Raw genomic sequence first — 15,306 nt, forward strand, 5'->3', positions numbered from 1 at the left:
GAACGCAAAGGCACTCTCGCGTACGCCCGGGCTGTAAGCAGAACGCCGTTGAGCAGGGCGGAGTACAAGATCACCATTCAGGCGCCGCAGCCGACGGGCCCGTAACTTACCGGCGTTGCGGCAAGCACAGGCGCCACGGCATGAACGTCCAGGTCATTGCTGACGCGTTCGGACGCCTGCTCTGGGCCTCACCTGCCCTGCCGGGTGCTGTCCACGACATCAAGGCCGCCCGCACTCACGGCATCATCGAAGCACTTACCCAAGCCGGCATCCGGACGTGGGCCGACAAGGGATATCAGGGAGCTCGGGGGACGATCCGGGTGCCTTACCGGGGCCGCTGGAGCACGCTCTCGGTCGGGAAGCGGGCGGTGAACTCCTCCCACGCCAGGATCCGAGCGGTCGGAGAGCAGGCCAACGCCACCCTGAAGAGTTGGCGGCTCCTGCGCAAACTCCGTTGCAGCACCGCCCGCATCACGGACATCGTCAAGGCCGTGCTGGTCTTGCACCTCGCCGCGGCAGCCTGATGTCGCTGTGGCCGGAGGCCGGACAAGGACAGCGTCACCATCAACGACAGCATGGGAGACCGCTCGCCGTGGCAGATGTCAGAGTCACCTACGACAAGACCGTCAACGCAGCGTACGTGTACCTCACCGAACCGCAGGCTCGTGTGAAATCCACGCGCATGTATCCCTGCGATCCAGTGGACGTCGACGGCATGATCAACCTCGACTTCGACGAGCAGGGCCGCCTCATCGGCATCGAGGTGCTGGCGGCCAGTTCAAAACTGCCCGAGTACCTGCTCCAGTCTGCGGAGCGACTGGACACCGAAGGTGCATGACCAGTTGAGCACCACGCTCGCGGCGAGCAGGTTGGAAAGGGCTCACTGCGGCCGGGCCTCCGAAACAGGGCCTCTTGCTTCTCGCTGAACTCGACATCCGCGAGCTACCAAGAGGTCCTTCTTCCATACCTCCACACCGGACAACTCACCCGAACCAGGACCCTGTTCGAACCCCACCGACCACACGGCCGGATAGAGAACAGCCAGTGAGGTGCCCAAAGACCCCGTCACCAGCGGAAACGCTGAGGCCGGGGTCTTCGCGTATCTACGGTCGTGTGCAGGCAGATGCAGTCCGAGGGCGCTATGTCAGGGTCTGCGGACGAGGCGTGGGCGGGATCCTGGGGCATCGGCCCAGGTCATCGGGCGCAAAGGCCGGGGCCCACAGCTCCGCCCCCTCCGTCCTCTCCCCCGGATCACCGATCACCGAGGGCCGCACCGTCGATGTGCCAGCTTCGCGGTCAGGACGTACAGCCTGGGTCCGAGCCGACAGGCCGGCAGTTGTTGGGGGTGTTGTCGACGATCCGGCTGTTGACGAGGTTCAGGACGCTGGGGGACGGCGCTTGCCAGATGCCGCCGCCGTTGAGCGCGCTGTTGTGCTGCACGACTGTTTTCGTCAGCGTTGTGCTGCCGTAATTGGCGATACCGCCGCCCATCTGACCCGCGCGATTGTCGGCGATGGTCGTCGAGGAGATGGTCATCGGGGCGCGGTCGTTGTAGATTCCGCCACCCTGCTCGAAGGCTCGATTGGCGCCGATGTACGACTTCTCGATGGTCAGAGAGGCCCCGGCGGTGAAAATGCCACCCCCAAGTTGCGTAGCCTGATTCCGCTCCACTTTGGTGTTGTCGAGCAGGGTGGTGCTGCGCGGATCGTTGTAGATGGCGCCTCCCCGCTGTGCCGCGCTGTCCCGCAGGACGCTGTCATGGACTTCGAGGGTGCTGCCCTGGTTGACGTAAATGGCGCCCCCTTGGTTCGCCGTGCTGTTGGTCACCGTGCTGTGCCGGAGGATGAGCGTCGCTCCGTCGGTGGGCAGGTAGGTGCCGGCGTATTCGAGGTAGCCACCACCGGTCGCAGTGACACCGTCGATGGTGAGGCGCCCGTTGGGACCGTCGATCTCCGCGATGCGGAAGGCATCGGAGGCGTCGGGGTCCCGTCGGATGGTGGTGTTGTGACCCAGCAGGGTGACGGTGCCCGTGATCTGCGGCAGGGCGTTGGCGCCGAGCCCGCCGGTCGACGCCGGAGTCGTGACGTTGTAGACGCATTTGGGCGCGAGCCGGATGGTGTGCGGTCCGGTGTTGTTGTTCGCGGCGACGATCGCGTTGTTGAGCGCGGTGACATCACACGGGATGGACACCTGGGGTTCCGCGCTTGCCGCGCTTGCCATGCCGAGCACAGCAACAATCGGCACAGCCAAGAACACTGGGCCGAGTTGACGTCCGAGCATTTCTTCTCCAGATCGCATTACGTGATCAATTGATCACTTTAGGCGACCATGACCAGTTATCCGCGAGCTCGCAACCTGTCATTCGCGGTACAGGCAGGACCGGCAGCCAGGTACCGACGCGCCCCGGTCAGCAGACGCGGTCGGCACGTCGACGGGCGCACCAGCGGTGGTGGCACGGGAGGTACGGGACGAGCGGGAGAGGTCGAAGGCGGCCCTGCAGCAGGCCACCGATGCTCTGATCGGCGCCCGGGCCGACTGAGCAGCGAGCCGGCACGGATGTGCGCAGTGCCTGGCCGTTTTCGCCTTGGCGGCTTCCGCTGTGCCGCGTCCGACAAAGATCGTGGCGCGGCGACAGCCTCCTTCCGTGGGGAGTTCCGCCTGTGAGAAAGTCGTGGACGTGATCAACCGAGACGGCACCTCAGGCTACGAGTTCGTACTCGCGAACGGCATGAGCCCTGAGGACGTCGTGCTTGTGCACCGTGAGGCACTTCGAGTGTTGCGCTCCGCCATCGACACAGCTCATCTCGACGCGTACAGCGGCGATGTCTGGTCACGCGAAGTGCGTCACTCCTATGAACGCGTGCTCTCCCTGGCCCAGGAGGCGGTGGCGGACGGCAGTCGCTCCCGGCGCGGGGATCCCGGGATGGGGATCGACATCGATGTCCGCGACGACGCCCAGTTCGAACTGCTGCTGGACCTGGCTCCTTACACGATCCACGCCGAAGCCTGGCGCGGGGACCAGCAGGTCTACAGCGCCGGCGACACGGGGACGTCGCTGTGGATTTCCGTCACCCCGGAACAGCGGGCAGAACTCCTGTCCCGACTGGACGCGCTGGGGATCCCGCCGACGGCGCTCACGCCGTGGGTCAGCGAAGCCGACAGCCGGTTCCGGCGTCTGCGCCAATGGGCCGCTACTGAACTTGAACGCGTGATGTCGGCCTCGCGGGGCCGAGCGTAGGTCATGTCCCCTCAGCCCGGTCGGCCCTGGGAGTCCTCCTCGAGGGTCGCGCGGAGGGTGGTCAGGGTTGAGGCGATGCGGGTCAGGTCGTCAGGGGGAACCGCCGCGGTCAGCGAGATGAGCACGCTTTCGACAATGGGGCGGGAAGCGGCCAACTGCTCCTCACCCTCGGATGTGAGGCGGAGGACGGACGAGCGACGGTCCTGAGGATGCGCGACCCGCAGGCACCAGCCCACAGCCACCAGCCGGTCGACCGCCTTGCTGACGGCCCCGACGGTGATCGCCAGTTCGCCGACGAGGTCGAGCACGCGGCACCCCGGCACACGGTCGATGATCTCCAGAAACTCGAACTGTCCCAGCCCCAGCCCCCGTTCGGCGCGCAGCCGGGCACTCACCGCGTTGTAGAGCCGGGTCTCGACGCGGACGAGGTCGGTGAAGATCGGGGTGACGTGGCGCAAAGTATCCCTCCAGATAGATTCCTGGGAATCATCTTCCTTGGAATCTGGTTGGCTCGGACGGATGGATTCCCAGGAATGCATCCTCGCACCCCGCCCACCCCTTGGAGGCCCACATGTCCCGACAGCAGCGCGACGCCCTGGACGCCATGCTCCGTTCCGCCCCTCGCAGCGAGACGCGGCCCACTCCCGGGAAGCAGCGCAGCGGTTTCGCCGGAGCCGTCACCCGCCCCGCGCCGGAGGGCGTGGTCACCCGCAGGACCGTCCTGGGCGGGCGGCCGGCCCTGGCGCTGGAGCCGGCCGAAGCAGTCGGCCGCGGCCGACTGCTCTACCTGCACGGCGGCGGCTACGTCGTCGGCTCACCGGACACCCATGCGGGACTGGTCGGCGAACTGGCCCGCCGCACCGGACTGCGAGCGATATCGGTGGATTACCGGCTGGCGCCCGAGCACCCTTTCCCCGCGGCCGTCGACGACGGGCTGGCGGCCTACCGCGAGCTGCTGGCGGCGGGCACAGACGCACGGGACCTCGTCGTGGCCGGTGACTCCGCCGGTGGCGGCCTGAGCATCGCCACGCTGCTCGCGGCCCGAGGGGCCGGGCTGCCGCAACCGGCCGCCGTGGCCGTCTTCTCTCCGTGGGCCGACCTCACCCTCACGGGCGGAAGCATCCGTTCCAAGGAGGGTACCGACCCCATTTTCACCGAGGCGGACGTGCGTGCCTACGCCGATCTCTACGTCGGAGCGGGCGACCGGGCGCACCCTCTGGCCAGCCCGGTCTTCGCCGACCTCACCGGGCTGCCCCCACTGCTCGTGCAGGTCGGGGCGAACGAGGTGCTGCTCGACGACGCGGTCCGGCTGGCCGGCCGCGCGGGCGCCGACGACGTCGAGGTCACACTCGAAGTCGGGCCCGGCCTCCCCCACGTCTTCCAGCACCACTACGGCCACCTCGACGAGGCGGACGCCGCACTCGACCGCGCCGCCCGCTTCCTCACCGCCCACCTGGGCGTCGGGCACCCGGGCGTCGACCGTCTTGAGCGGGCCCACTGACACCGGCCCTGGCGGCCTCCACGCCGGACGGCGGGCCGTGGGCGGGCGGGCTCAGGGGCCGTGGAGTGGTCCAGCGCATCAGGCAGCTTTTCGGCTCGGGCCCTGCGCTCGCCGCTCACTGCCGTCCCGACAGCCGATCTCGGGATCGTCGGCTCGGCGCCTCTTGCTTCGGCAGGCTCCGCACGTGCCCGGAACTGTGGCTTCCATCATGGCGGATGTGATCTTGCCCTGGTGAGATCGCCGGATGCTCGGTCTACTCCTTCGTCTCCTGCCGTTCTGGGTCCGCGAGCCCCTGCTCATCGCGGTCGGGGCGGTTCTCGGCGTACGCCTCATGTATCTCGCCGTCCGCGATCACGATCGGGGCGTGGCCGGTTTCGGCGTGGTGTTCCTCGTGTTCACCGCAATACGCGTCTACGCGGTGATCCGGGCCCTGCGCGCACGCCGGAACCCGAGTCCGACAACCTCCGCAGGCTGGGCGGCAGTCGATGCTGCCGCCCAGCCACAAGCGCAGGCACAGGCGCAGGCGCAGGCACAGACACAGGCGCAGGTGCAGGCACAGGCGAAGGCGCAGGCCGCAACCGGGCCGCGTCCCAGCCCGGGCACTTCGGAGAAGGAGCACAACGCATGGGGCCAGGCCATCGCGGCCGTGGCCGTGTTCGGTGCGCTCGGAGCCGTACTGTGGGTGGGCCCGCGCTTCATGCCTTCCGACGGCAACGCCCCGCAGCCCGCCTCGTGTTCGGACGGGGCACACGACGAGCTCCCGAATGCCTACAAGGGCACGCCCCGGCCTGTGACCGGTGAGGAGCTGTGCAAAGCGCTCCACCGGCCAGACCTGGCCAGACTCCTTGGAACGCCTGGAGAGACCGCTACCGATGTTTCGAGCAGCAACAACACCGCTCCTCTGACTGGCGAGAAGGTCGCACAGCCGGAGGCCGAGGTCACGTTCGACACGTACACAGTGAATGTCTCGGCCACTTACGACGAGCTGTCGATCGACCAGTACGTGAAGCTCATGAAGTTCGGGGATGAGACGGACATCAAGACGCTCAAGGTTCTCGGTCGGCCCGCGGTCCTCTCCTCGGATCACACCATGAAGATCGAGATCAATCTCGGGGGTGGCAGATCCAGCGGACCGGTCGAACAAGGCCCCCTGGCCAGGACGCTGTCCGTGGCCCTGGACCGTAAGGACCGAGGCGGCTACTGCGACATCACCGTGTGGAGCAAGTCCGGAGCCCTCCCGAACGACGGCGTTCTCCTCAGCATCGCCGAGAAGGTTCTTCCGGGAATCCCCGAAAGGCCGCCTGTCCGATGAGACGCCGAAAGCGTCTCGGCGAAAAGATCGGTCCGGTCGCACCACCGGCGGCGGCATCCGTCCTGTGTCGGGATGCGTGCCGCGATCCCTCCGCCCAGCGCCCGTCCGACGGCGAAAGGCCGAAGAGGGCGAAAGGCCGAGAGGGCGAAGGGCCGAGAGGGCGGGCGAAGGGGGGCGATGGGGCACTGTCAGTCCCAACCCGCGCTGGCCTGAAGCCGAGTGGCCGGTTTTCCGGGCTACGTTCATTCGTGGTCATGCGGTGTCTGCCGCGGTGCTCTCGTTCCGGTGCCGGTGGTGGGCCGTCTCGCGATACCGGTTGCGGCTGTGCCACCGCGACCGGTGCAGGGCTTGTGCCCGACGGGTGCCCGGGTGGGGCCGCCCGCACGCGGGTCCAGCGGCGCCGACGCGTGGGCCACATAGGGCGTGCGGGGGGGGTGAGCAGAAGGGTGGTTTCGGCCAAGGCCGCGGTCTTGCGGTGCTCACATGTCCCTCCTTATGCCCTCACGGGCAGTCCTTTTGATCACGTCTTCTACCGTGACGTCGAACACAACGCCAATCACCTTGCACATCAGGAGAGTTGACTGGACGGCGGAGCAACTCGGCATCGAGGAAGGGTTGTCGATGGTGGATGAGGCGGATTACGGGAGTCGTCCACGGCTGCGGTCGGCGCGCCCGCCAGTGGTCCGGTGCCCCGGGGAGGATCGGGCTGCGCCCAGGTCGCGGTGCGCGTGTCGTACGTCAGTGCCGATCGACACGCGCTGAATCGACCGCCCTCCGCACCAAGGTGAGGCCTGGCGGCCCGGCCGGTACGACGAACACTGTGAACTGGCCGCGTACCCGATGAAACGGTGTCGACCGCCAAGGGGCCATTTCCATTTCGTCCAGCGGTGCGGACTCCCACCGCGTGCGACCGTAACCCTTGGCAAGGAGCCGGATCCCCACGGGCCACGGGCCATGGGCGATGGGCGATGGACCATGGGTCACGGGTCACGTCGGCCAGCCCGGGTCGAGCGGCTCCTGGCGGCTGTGCGGGTCGGCCTGCCCCGGAGACGCACAGGGCACAGGACGCAGCGCACGCGCGTGCCGGTGTACGGCCTTTCGGCGCCGCCTCGTGTCGCGTAGCCCTGCGGAACTCATGTGAGTACAAAGGCAAAGTTCGAGAGGACCCATATGGCCACAGCCGAGCAAGTACGGGAAGCACTCAAACGCAAACTGTCAGGACGGCAGAGCCAGGGCAGCGCAACCTCTCTTGAAGTCCTTGAGGTGAAAGTGCCGTCCGTCTTTCCGGAACTGCTTCTGAAAATCCAGGTCAGCGTCTCAGGGCAGCTCTGGGAGGTCTCACTTGACTACCAGCGCGATGAGGCGAGTCTGGTGAGCGGAGACCTCGCCGAGGACACCCTGGATTACCTCGGGTTCCTTGTACGCACCCACCTGTTCGAGTGGTGGCACACAAAGGACACGGAGAAGTTTTCGGCGCGTATGGGCAAAAGACTGGACTGAGACGCCCTCCGCTTGCCGCTCAAGGGCCCCCGTCCAAGCCCAAGGGGCGGGGTTACAGCTGCGGTAGCCCCACCGGGCGGTACCTCGCGGCCGGGAAGGAGCTGCGGTACACGTTCGAGTTCCGCGTCGAGTCGTCGGGGACCTGCGGCCCGGGTCCGTCACGACGATGTACCGGGAGGGAGACACCCACCTGGAGGACAACACCGCGCGAGTCGAGGTACGCGAGTCGAGGTAGCGGTGTCGTAGGACCCCGGATCCCGTCGCCGGTGGCCGAGTCCGGCGCGGGGCGCCGGTCAGGCGGATGCCCGCTTGCGCGGGGCCGCCTTCTTCGTGAGCGTCTTCTTGGCGGCGGTCTTCTTGGCCGACGTCCGGGAGGCCGACGTCCGGGAGGCCGCCGTGCCGCCGGACTGCTTCGTGGCGGCCTCACCGGTCGTCTTGGCGGTCGATTTCCTCGCCGTCGACTTCTTCGCCGCGGTCTTCTTGACGGCCGGCTTCTTCGCCGTGGACGTCGACTTCTTCCCGCCGACTTCCTTGGGCGCCGTACGGGCCGGCCCGCGGGCGGCGGTCTTGCCGGCCGGCAGCCGGGTGACCTCGGCGTCCTCGCCGGTCCCGGTGTCCTCGCCGGCTTCCTCGCCCCGCGACTCCTTGGCCGCGCGCACGCTCTTCTCGAGGGCCGCCATCAGGTCCAGCACCTTGCCGCCGGTCTTCTCCCCGGTGGGGGCGGCGGGCGCTTCGTGACCCTCGGCCTTGGCCGTGACGAGTTCCTCGACGGCCTCGCGGTAGTCGTCGTGCAGGTCGGTGAGGTCGACCTCGCCGAGCGTGTCCATCAGGGCGTCGGCCATGTCGAGTTCCTTGTCGCGGATCGTGATCGCGGCGTCCGGGGCGACCTCGTCGGTGGCGCGGATCTCGTCCGGCCAGAGCAGTCCGTGCATGGCGATGACGTCGTCGACGACGCGCAGCATGCCGAGCCGCTCCCGCCCGCGCAGCGCGAACTTCGCCACGGCGACCTTCTGGCTGCGTTTGAGTGCCTCGCGCAGCAGGACGTACGGCTTGGCGGCCGGGACCCCGTTCGCGGCCAGGTAGTACGCCGTGTCCATCTGGAGCGGGTCGATCCGGTCCGCCGGGACGAAGGCCACGATCTCGATGGTCCGGGCGGTCGGGATGGGCAGCGAGGCCAGGTCCTCGTCCGTGATCGGGATCAGCGTGCCGTCCGCGTCCTCGTAGGCCTTGCCGATCTCGGCGGTCGAGACCTCGCTGTCCTCCAGCTCGCAGACCTTGCGGTAGCGGATGCGGCCGCCGTCGTCGAGGTGGATCTGGCGGAAGGAGATCGCATGGCTCTCCGTGGCGTTCACGACCTTGATGGGGATGCTCACCAGGCCGAAGGAGATGGCGCCGTTCCAGATGGATCGCACGTGCAGCACCCTTCCGGTCACTTTGAGCGATTTTTGTGCTGTTTTCGTGGGATTGTCATGGTATGACGCCGATCACGGAGGTGGAGGGCAGAAGGCTCGCGCTCACCAATCTCGACAAGGTCCTGCATCCGGCCACCGGCTTCACCAAGGGCGAGGTGCTGCACTACTACGCCACGGTGGCGGACGTGCTGCTCCCGCATCTGCGGGACCGGCCGGTCTCCTTCCTGCGCTATCCCGACGGCCCGGACGGGCAGCTCTTCTTCGCCAAGAACGTGCCGCCCGGTACGCCCGGCTGGGTCACCACGGCCGAGGTTCCGCTCACCGAGGGGCCCGCACGCATGGTCCTCGTCCAGGACCTGGCCTCACTCATGTGGGCGGCGAACCTGGTGACGGAGTTCCACACGCCTCAGTGGACGATCGGCACGCCCGGCATCGCCGACCGGATCGTCTTCGACCTCGATCCGGGGGCGCCGGCGACGGTCGTGGAGTGCTGCGAGGTGGCGTTGTGGCTGCGCGAGCGGCTGGCCGGCGACGGAATCGAGGCGTACGCGAAGTCGTCCGGGTCCAAGGGGCTGCATCTGCTGGCCGCCGTCGCGCCGACGCCGTCCGCCGACGTCAGCGCGTACGCGAAGGAGCTGGCCGTGGAGGCGGAGAAGGCACTGCCCCGGCAGGTCGTGCACCGGATGACGCGGAGCCTGCGGCCCGGAAAGGTGTTCGTCGACTGGAGTCAGAACGCCGACAGGAAGACGACCGCCACTCCTTACACGCTTCGGGCACGGGCAGCGCCGACGGTGTCCGCGCCCGTGACCTGGGAGGAGGTCGAGGGGTGCGGCTCACCGGACCGACTGGCCTTTCAGGCAGCGGACATCGCGGCCCGTGTGCGGGAGTTCGGCGACCTGCTGGCCCCTCTGTTCGACCCGGAGTTCGCGAGCCCGCTGCCCTGAACGGCGCGACGACAGGCACGTGCGGGGAGCACCCGGATCACGTTCACACCCGCAGCCAGGTGTGCCGGTCACGGGCCATCGCGTGCAGTGCCTCCACGTCCGCCGGTTTGAGCACGCCGCCGAGCCGGGCGAGACCCCCGAGGTCGGTGTCCCGCAGGACGCGGACCTCGCGCGGGGGCGCCGGCGTGTCGAGGCGGGCGGGGCCGACCGCGGCGAGGACGGCGTGGACCTCGGCCGTCAGGGCATGGGAAGCGCGGTCGGCGTCGGCGCGGATCCGGCGGAGCAGCGGACGCGGTTCGCGGCGGCCGACGGTGACCATCGGGTCGGCGACCAGGACGTGCCGCTTGCGGGCGTACAGGGCGTGTACGCAGAAGAGGCCGGCGGGGCCGATCACGAGGTGGTGGATGCGGTCACCGCCCGGGAGCGCGACCGAGTGCAGGGTGTGCCAGCCGCCTCTCTCCAGCTGGTCGAGGGCCGCGCCGACGACCTGCTCGGCGGCGAGAGCGCGGCGGCGCGGGTCGGGGCGCAGCCGGTGCGCCGGGCCCGGGTCGCGGTCGAGGTCGATCACCAGGGCCTCGCCGGGCCGGTTCGGCGCGAGGTCGTCGTCCGGGTGAAGGGTCAGCCGGGCCAGCTCGGCCGGGGTCGGCACCGGCGGCGGCCCGACCGTCACCGGGCCGGTCAGGAACGGGCCCAGCACGACGAGCACGTCCTCGCGCCGCTCCTCGCTGAGCAGATTGACCCTGGCCGTCTCCCGGTCGTACCAGGCGACGTTCCTCCCGTCGGTCAGGCACACGTACAGGCGCTCCTGTCCGTGACGCCAGGCCGGTACGACGCGCAGTCCGCTCATGCACCATCACCCCACGACCATGGGAACAGGCGGGGTGCTCCATGGGCAAGAACCCGGTTACCTTTGGCAGGAGTTGGGGGAGTTGGGTGGGAGGCGCAGTTGCGGACTCGTAGAAGGTATCCGGATGTTCCTGCCCCGGACAGCCCGTGGAGCGAGATCGTGCCCGGCCTGTGGATGGGCGGCCACGAGTTCGCGGGACGTTCGGGACAGCCCGAATCCGCCGTCGTACACGATGAGTTCGACCTGGTCCTGACGCTGCTGCGGCTGCCGGGGCACGGGCCCGACCCGGGCGTCGAGCACCATGTGTGGCCGATACCGGACGGGCCGCTCGACGGTACGCAGCTCACGGGGGTGATGCGGCTCGCGCGGGCCGCCGACGACGCGCTGGAGGACGGGCGCCGGGTGCTCGTCCGTTGCTATCACGGGTACAACCGCTCGGGGCTGGTCGTCGCGCACGCGCTCACGCTGGCGGGGCACACCGCCGAGGACGCGATACGGCTGATCAGGGCCCGGCGCTCGCCCTGGGCGCTGCACAACGAACTGTTCGTGGAGTACCTGCGGGCCGGGCTCGCCACGGCACGCCTCCTCGAAGAACTCGCGGACTGACGTCCTCCCCGGCCGCACGGCCGGGGATTCCCGCCCGTTCCCACCGTACGGGGGTGCGGTCCGCCTTCGGGTGGGCTGCCGCTTCGTCGCGCGTACCGATACCCGTACGGGTACGGGTACGGTCCACGGCCGTTTCGGGTCTCCGTGCGTCCGGCGGCGAGCGCGTTCGCCAACGCCCCGGACGGCGGAGCGCCGACGACGCTGACGCTCCCTCAGGGCGGGCGGGAGGAGCCGGGCATCTCCGATGGCGGAGTGTGACCTGCGCTCCCCGGCTCCCGATCCTAATGTGGCGATAAGTCAGCTTCACCCCCTTCCTGGAGGAGCCCTCCATGTCCCTGCGGTCTACATACACCCGAATCGGTATGGCCCTCGCCGCCGGCAGCCTCGTCGCCCTCGCCGGTGCCACCCCCGCCCTCGCCGACGGCGAGGGCGGCACCGGCAGCAGTGACAACCACCAGTGGAGCAACAGCGGCGACGGCGGTGGCCGCGAGCAGGGCGGCGGGGGAGACGGGGGCGGCCAGACGTCGAACAGCGGCGGGGGCGACGGCGGCGGCGGAAACGGCCACACGTGGAACAACGGGGGCGGCACTGGCGGCCACACGTGGAACAACGGCGGGGGCGGTGACGGAACGGGCCAGACGTCGAACAGCGGCGGGGGCGACGGCAACGGCCACACCTGGAACAACGGGGGTGGCGGCAACGGTCATGAGCAGGGGAACGGGAACGGCAGGGGTGACGACGCCGGTCAGAACAGCCCGCGCCTGTACCAGGGCAGGATCACCGCCCGGGGCGGGCTGGCCCTGCGCAGTTCCCCGACCCGCGGCAGCCAGCTGATCCGGGTCGCGCGGCAGGGCGAGATCGTCTCGATCTTCTGCAAGACCTCGGGCCAGGCCGTCGAGGGCAACCCGCTCTGGTACCTCCTCACGGACGGCACCTGGGCGTGGGGCGCCGCGCGCTACATCGACAACATCGGCCCGGCCCCCCGCTGGTGCTGACGCCCCCGAGGCCGAACCGGGCCGCACCGGCCTGGTCGTCCTCGCACAACGGGACATCGGGTCGCCCGCTTGCTACGTTCCGGACATGATCCAGCCCGGAATGTCCGGAACGGCCGTGGCGGCGGACCCGGCCCCTCCCGCCGAACGCCTGCCCAGGCGCCGTGGCATCGAGCTCACCCTCATCGTCCTCGCCGTCCTGCTGTGCGTGTACGGCTACTGCGCCGTCGGTCTGGCCAGGAACGGCACCGTCCCGCCCGGCGCCGCCGGTTACGGCGCCGGGCTCGGCGTGCTCGCGCTCCTCGCCCATGTCGCCGTGCGCCTGCGGGCCCCGTACGCCGATCCCCTGCTGCTGCCCATCGCCGTCCTCCTCAACGGCTTCGGCCTGGTGCTGATCTACCGGCTCGACCTGGAGACCCCTGCCGACCAGGCGGCGCCCATCCAGCTCATCTGGTCGACGCTCGGCGTCGCGTTCTTCATCGTCGTCGTGCTCTTCCTGCGCGATCACCGGGTCCTCCAGCGCTACACCTACGTCTCGGTGGTCGGCGCGCTCGCCCTGCTCGTCCTGCCGATCTTCTTCCCGGCGGTGAACGGCGCCCGTATCTGGATCCGGATCGCCGGATTCTCCATCCAGCCGGGCGAGTTCGCGAAGGTGCTGCTCGCGGTGTTCTTCGCCGGGTACCTCGCCGCCAACCGCAACGCGCTCGCCTACAGCGGCCGCCAGATCTGGCGGTTCCGGCGGCTCCAGCTTCCCACCGGCCGGGTCCTCGGCCCGATCGTGGCGATCTGGCTGCTGAGCGTCCTGGTCCTGGTCCTGGAACGGGACCTCGGCACCTCGCTGCTCTTCTTCGGCCTGTTCGTGATCCTGCTCTACGTCGCCACCGGCCGCACCGGCTGGACCGTCGTCGGGCTGCTGCTGGCCTGCGTCGGCGCGGTCGCCGTCGGCCGTCTCGAACCGCATGTACACAGCCGGGTGCAGGACTGGCTGGACCCGTTCGCGTCGATCGCCGCGGGCCAGGGTCCCAACCAACTCGCCCAGTCCCTCTTCGCGTTCGCCGCCGGCGGCGTGCTCGGCACCGGGCTCGGGCTCGGCCACTCGATCCTGATCGGCTTCGCCGCCAAGTCCGACTTCATCCTGGCGACGGCGGGCGAGGAGCTCGGTCTGGCCGGCCTGTCCGCGATCTTCCTGCTCTACGGCCTCCTCGTGGAACGCGGCTACCGCGCGGGCCTGTCCCTGCGCGACTCCTTCGGCCGGCTGCTCGCGATCGGCCTCGCCTCGATCGTGGCCCTCCAGGTCTTCGTCATCGCGGGCGGCGTTACCGGCCTGATCCCGCTGACCGGCATGGCGATGCCCTTCCTCGCGCAGGGCGGCTCCTCGGTCGTCACCAACTGGATCATCGTGGCCCTGCTGATCCGGATCAGCGACTGCGCCCGCGGTCAGTACGACGGGACACCGACGCCATGACCAAGTACATCCGCCGGGCCGCCGGACTGTGCGCCGTGCTGCTGGTGGCCCTCCTGGTCAACGCCGCCCGCGTCCAGGTCGTCCAGAGCCCGTCGTACGACCACAGCCCCGCCAACCGCCGGCTGGCCATCGCCCGTTACGGCCAGCCGCGCGGCGACATCGTCGTCGACGGCCGGACGGTCACCGGCTCCAAGGACACCGGCGAGCAGCTCCGCTACGAACGGACCTACCGGGACGGCCCGTTGTACGCCTCCGTCACCGGCTTCGCCTCGCAGCTGTACGGGACGACGCTGCTGGAGGGCACCGAGGACGGCGTCCTGTCCGGCGCCGACCCGATGCTCGACCCGTTCCCCCTGCTGAACGGCCTCACCCGGGCCCGGAACCCCGGCGGCGGGGTCGTCACCACCCTCGACCCGGCGGCGCAGCGCGCCGCCTACGAGGGGCTCGGCGCCCGCCGGGGCGCGGTCGCCGCGATCGAGCCGTCCACCGGACGGATCCTGGCACTGGTCTCCACCCCGTCGTACGATCCGGCGCAGCTCTCCGGGACGGGACCCGCCGTGTCCGAGGCCTGGGCGCGGCTCAACGGGCAGGCCGACAAGCCGATGCTCAACCGGGCGATCCGGCAGACCTATCCGCCGGGATCGACGTTCAAGGTGCTGACCGCCGCCGCGGCACTGGACTCTGGCGTGGTGGACGACGTGGACGCGCCGACCACGTCGCCGGATCCCTACCGGCTCCCCGGCACCACGTCGAGGCTCACGAACGAGATCGAGGGCTGCGAGGACGCCTCCCTGCGCTACGCCTTCACCTGGTCCTGCAACACGGTCTTCGCCAAGCTCGGCGTGGACGTCGGGCTCGACGACATGACGAGGACGGCGGCGAACTTCGGTTTCAACGACCGCAAGCTGCGCATCCCCTTCTCGGTGGTGCCCAGCAACTTCGATCTGCGGCTCGACAAGGCGCAGCTGGCGCTCTCCTCCATCGGGCAGTTCGACACCCGCGCGACCCCGCTGCAGATGGCGATGATCTCGGCGGCCGTCGCCGGCGACGGGTCGGTGAGGACGCCGTACCTGGTGGAGAAGACCACCGCACGGGGTGGCAGGACGCTGGCCACGACCGGCCCCCGGACCCTCCACCAGGCGATGAGCGCGTCGACGGCGCAGCGCATGCGCGAGCTGATGACCGACGTGGTGGAGAAGGGCACCGGAACCGTGGCCGCCATCCCCGGCGCCACCGTCGGCGGAAAGACCGGCACCGCCCAGCACGGCATCGGCAACTCCGGTACCCCGTACGCGTGGTTCATCTCCTGGGCCCGTGCCGACGACTCCATGGAGCCCGCGGTGGCCGTCGCGGTCGTCGTCGAGGACGCGGCGGCGGACCGGGGGGACATCACCGGCGGCGGATTCGCGGGGCCGATCGCACGCGCGGTGATGGAGGCGGTCCTGGGGTCGTGAGGGGTGGGCCAGGTGAGGTCAGGGGTGGTTGAGCG

14 protein-coding genes and 1 pseudogene are annotated in these 15,306 nt (G+C 69.5%); 11 read left to right on the forward strand and 4 right to left on the reverse strand.

What is annotated here, in order from left to right:
• Nucleotides 1-86 precede the first annotated feature (86 nt).
• Nucleotides 87-524 (forward strand): annotated as a pseudogene (locus ACFYW8_RS13760) (transposase family protein); the annotation flags it as partial.
• A gap of 68 nt (nucleotides 525-592) precedes the next feature.
• A complete protein-coding gene (locus ACFYW8_RS13765; RefSeq protein WP_389072606.1) occupies nucleotides 593-838 on the forward strand; it encodes a DUF2283 domain-containing protein in 246 nt (81 codons plus the stop codon).
• Nucleotides 839-1,296: 458 nt separating this feature from the next.
• On the opposite strand, the gene ACFYW8_RS13770 is transcribed toward ACFYW8_RS13765, so the two are convergent.
• The gene (locus ACFYW8_RS13770) at nucleotides 1,297-2,280 is read right to left on the reverse strand and encodes a hypothetical protein (protein ID WP_389072611.1); all 984 of its coding nucleotides are present in this window, start codon (nucleotides 2,278-2,280) and stop codon (nucleotides 1,297-1,299) included.
• A 397-nt stretch (nucleotides 2,281-2,677) separates the two neighbouring features.
• Between ACFYW8_RS13770 and ACFYW8_RS13775 the strand changes: the two genes are divergently transcribed.
• Nucleotides 2,678-3,238: a hypothetical protein gene (locus ACFYW8_RS13775; protein WP_389072615.1), complete on the forward strand. Its 561-nt coding sequence runs from the start codon at nucleotides 2,678-2,680 to the stop codon at nucleotides 3,236-3,238.
• 11 nt (nucleotides 3,239-3,249) lie between these two features.
• On the opposite strand, the gene ACFYW8_RS13780 is transcribed toward ACFYW8_RS13775, so the two are convergent.
• On the reverse strand, nucleotides 3,250-3,696 hold the full coding sequence (locus tag ACFYW8_RS13780; RefSeq protein ID WP_365875649.1) for a MarR family winged helix-turn-helix transcriptional regulator: 447 nt from the start codon (nucleotides 3,694-3,696) through the stop codon (nucleotides 3,250-3,252).
• 113 nt (nucleotides 3,697-3,809) lie between these two features.
• On the opposite strand from ACFYW8_RS13780, the gene ACFYW8_RS13785 reads away from it, so the two are divergent.
• The 3 genes from ACFYW8_RS13785 (at nucleotide 3,810) to ACFYW8_RS13795 (ending at nucleotide 7,551) form a co-directional block, all read left to right on the forward strand.
• Entirely contained in the window at nucleotides 3,810-4,739 is a 930-nt protein-coding gene (locus tag ACFYW8_RS13785; protein WP_389072624.1) for an alpha/beta hydrolase, read from the forward strand.
• 244 nt (nucleotides 4,740-4,983) lie between these two features.
• Nucleotides 4,984-6,051: a DUF6215 domain-containing protein gene (locus ACFYW8_RS13790; protein WP_389072628.1), complete on the forward strand. Its 1,068-nt coding sequence runs from the start codon at nucleotides 4,984-4,986 to the stop codon at nucleotides 6,049-6,051.
• 1,170 nt (nucleotides 6,052-7,221) lie between these two features.
• A complete protein-coding gene (locus ACFYW8_RS13795) occupies nucleotides 7,222-7,551 on the forward strand; it encodes a hypothetical protein (RefSeq protein ID WP_389072632.1) in 330 nt (109 codons plus the stop codon).
• A 293-nt stretch (nucleotides 7,552-7,844) separates the two neighbouring features.
• On the opposite strand, the gene ACFYW8_RS13800 is transcribed toward ACFYW8_RS13795, so the two are convergent.
• On the reverse strand, nucleotides 7,845-8,972 hold the full coding sequence (locus ACFYW8_RS13800) for a Ku protein (protein ID WP_389073953.1): 1,128 nt from the start codon (nucleotides 8,970-8,972) through the stop codon (nucleotides 7,845-7,847).
• 53 nt (nucleotides 8,973-9,025) lie between these two features.
• Between ACFYW8_RS13800 and ligD the strand changes: the two genes are divergently transcribed.
• A complete protein-coding gene (gene ligD, locus ACFYW8_RS13805) occupies nucleotides 9,026-9,907 on the forward strand; it encodes a non-homologous end-joining DNA ligase (protein ID WP_389072637.1) in 882 nt (293 codons plus the stop codon).
• A 43-nt stretch (nucleotides 9,908-9,950) separates the two neighbouring features.
• Here the strand turns inward: ligD and ACFYW8_RS13810 are convergent, their stop codons facing one another.
• Complete coding sequence (locus ACFYW8_RS13810; RefSeq protein ID WP_365875659.1) at nucleotides 9,951-10,754, reverse strand: nuclease-related domain-containing protein; 804 nt, start codon at nucleotides 10,752-10,754, stop codon at nucleotides 9,951-9,953.
• A gap of 99 nt (nucleotides 10,755-10,853) precedes the next feature.
• On the opposite strand from ACFYW8_RS13810, the gene ACFYW8_RS13815 reads away from it, so the two are divergent.
• The 4 genes from ACFYW8_RS13815 to ACFYW8_RS13830 all read left to right on the forward strand — a co-directional run bounded on the left by ACFYW8_RS13815 (nucleotide 10,854) and on the right by ACFYW8_RS13830 (nucleotide 15,271).
• Nucleotides 10,854-11,360: a dual specificity protein phosphatase family protein gene (locus ACFYW8_RS13815; RefSeq protein WP_365875661.1), complete on the forward strand. Its 507-nt coding sequence runs from the start codon at nucleotides 10,854-10,856 to the stop codon at nucleotides 11,358-11,360.
• Nucleotides 11,361-11,689: 329 nt separating this feature from the next.
• Nucleotides 11,690-12,355, forward strand: a complete 666-nt coding sequence (locus tag ACFYW8_RS13820) for an SH3 domain-containing protein (protein ID WP_389072647.1) — start codon at nucleotides 11,690-11,692, stop codon at nucleotides 12,353-12,355.
• Nucleotides 12,356-12,440: 85 nt separating this feature from the next.
• On the forward strand, nucleotides 12,441-13,817 hold the full coding sequence (locus ACFYW8_RS13825; RefSeq protein WP_389072651.1) for an FtsW/RodA/SpoVE family cell cycle protein: 1,377 nt from the start codon (nucleotides 12,441-12,443) through the stop codon (nucleotides 13,815-13,817).
• Nucleotides 13,814-15,271: a penicillin-binding transpeptidase domain-containing protein gene (locus tag ACFYW8_RS13830; protein ID WP_389072656.1), complete on the forward strand. Its 1,458-nt coding sequence runs from the start codon at nucleotides 13,814-13,816 to the stop codon at nucleotides 15,269-15,271. The genes ACFYW8_RS13825 and ACFYW8_RS13830 overlap by 4 nt, the downstream gene beginning before the upstream one ends.
• Nucleotides 15,272-15,306: the final 35 nt, after the last annotated feature.

Origin of the sequence: Streptomyces sp. NPDC002742, assembly GCF_042888885.1 — a bacterium.
Taxonomy (GTDB): domain Bacteria; phylum Actinomycetota; class Actinomycetes; order Streptomycetales; family Streptomycetaceae; genus Streptomyces.

Coding starts and splice junctions, on each gene's coding strand:
- ACFYW8_RS13770 (WP_389072611.1), bottom strand. CDS start 2,280: ATGCTCGGACGTCAACTCGGCCCAGTGTTCTTGGCTGTGCCGATTGTT.
- ACFYW8_RS13785 (WP_389072624.1), top strand. CDS start 3,810: ATGTCCCGACAGCAGCGCGACGCCCTGGACGCCATGCTCCGTTCCGCC.
- ACFYW8_RS13790 (WP_389072628.1), top strand. CDS start 4,984: ATGCTCGGTCTACTCCTTCGTCTCCTGCCGTTCTGGGTCCGCGAGCCC.
- ACFYW8_RS13795 (WP_389072632.1), top strand. CDS start 7,222: ATGGCCACAGCCGAGCAAGTACGGGAAGCACTCAAACGCAAACTGTCA.
- ligD (WP_389072637.1), top strand. CDS start 9,026: ATGACGCCGATCACGGAGGTGGAGGGCAGAAGGCTCGCGCTCACCAAT.
- ACFYW8_RS13810 (WP_365875659.1), bottom strand. CDS start 10,754: ATGAGCGGACTGCGCGTCGTACCGGCCTGGCGTCACGGACAGGAGCGC.
- ACFYW8_RS13820 (WP_389072647.1), top strand. CDS start 11,690: ATGTCCCTGCGGTCTACATACACCCGAATCGGTATGGCCCTCGCCGCC.
- ACFYW8_RS13825 (WP_389072651.1), top strand. CDS start 12,441: ATGATCCAGCCCGGAATGTCCGGAACGGCCGTGGCGGCGGACCCGGCC.
- ACFYW8_RS13830 (WP_389072656.1), top strand. CDS start 13,814: ATGACCAAGTACATCCGCCGGGCCGCCGGACTGTGCGCCGTGCTGCTG.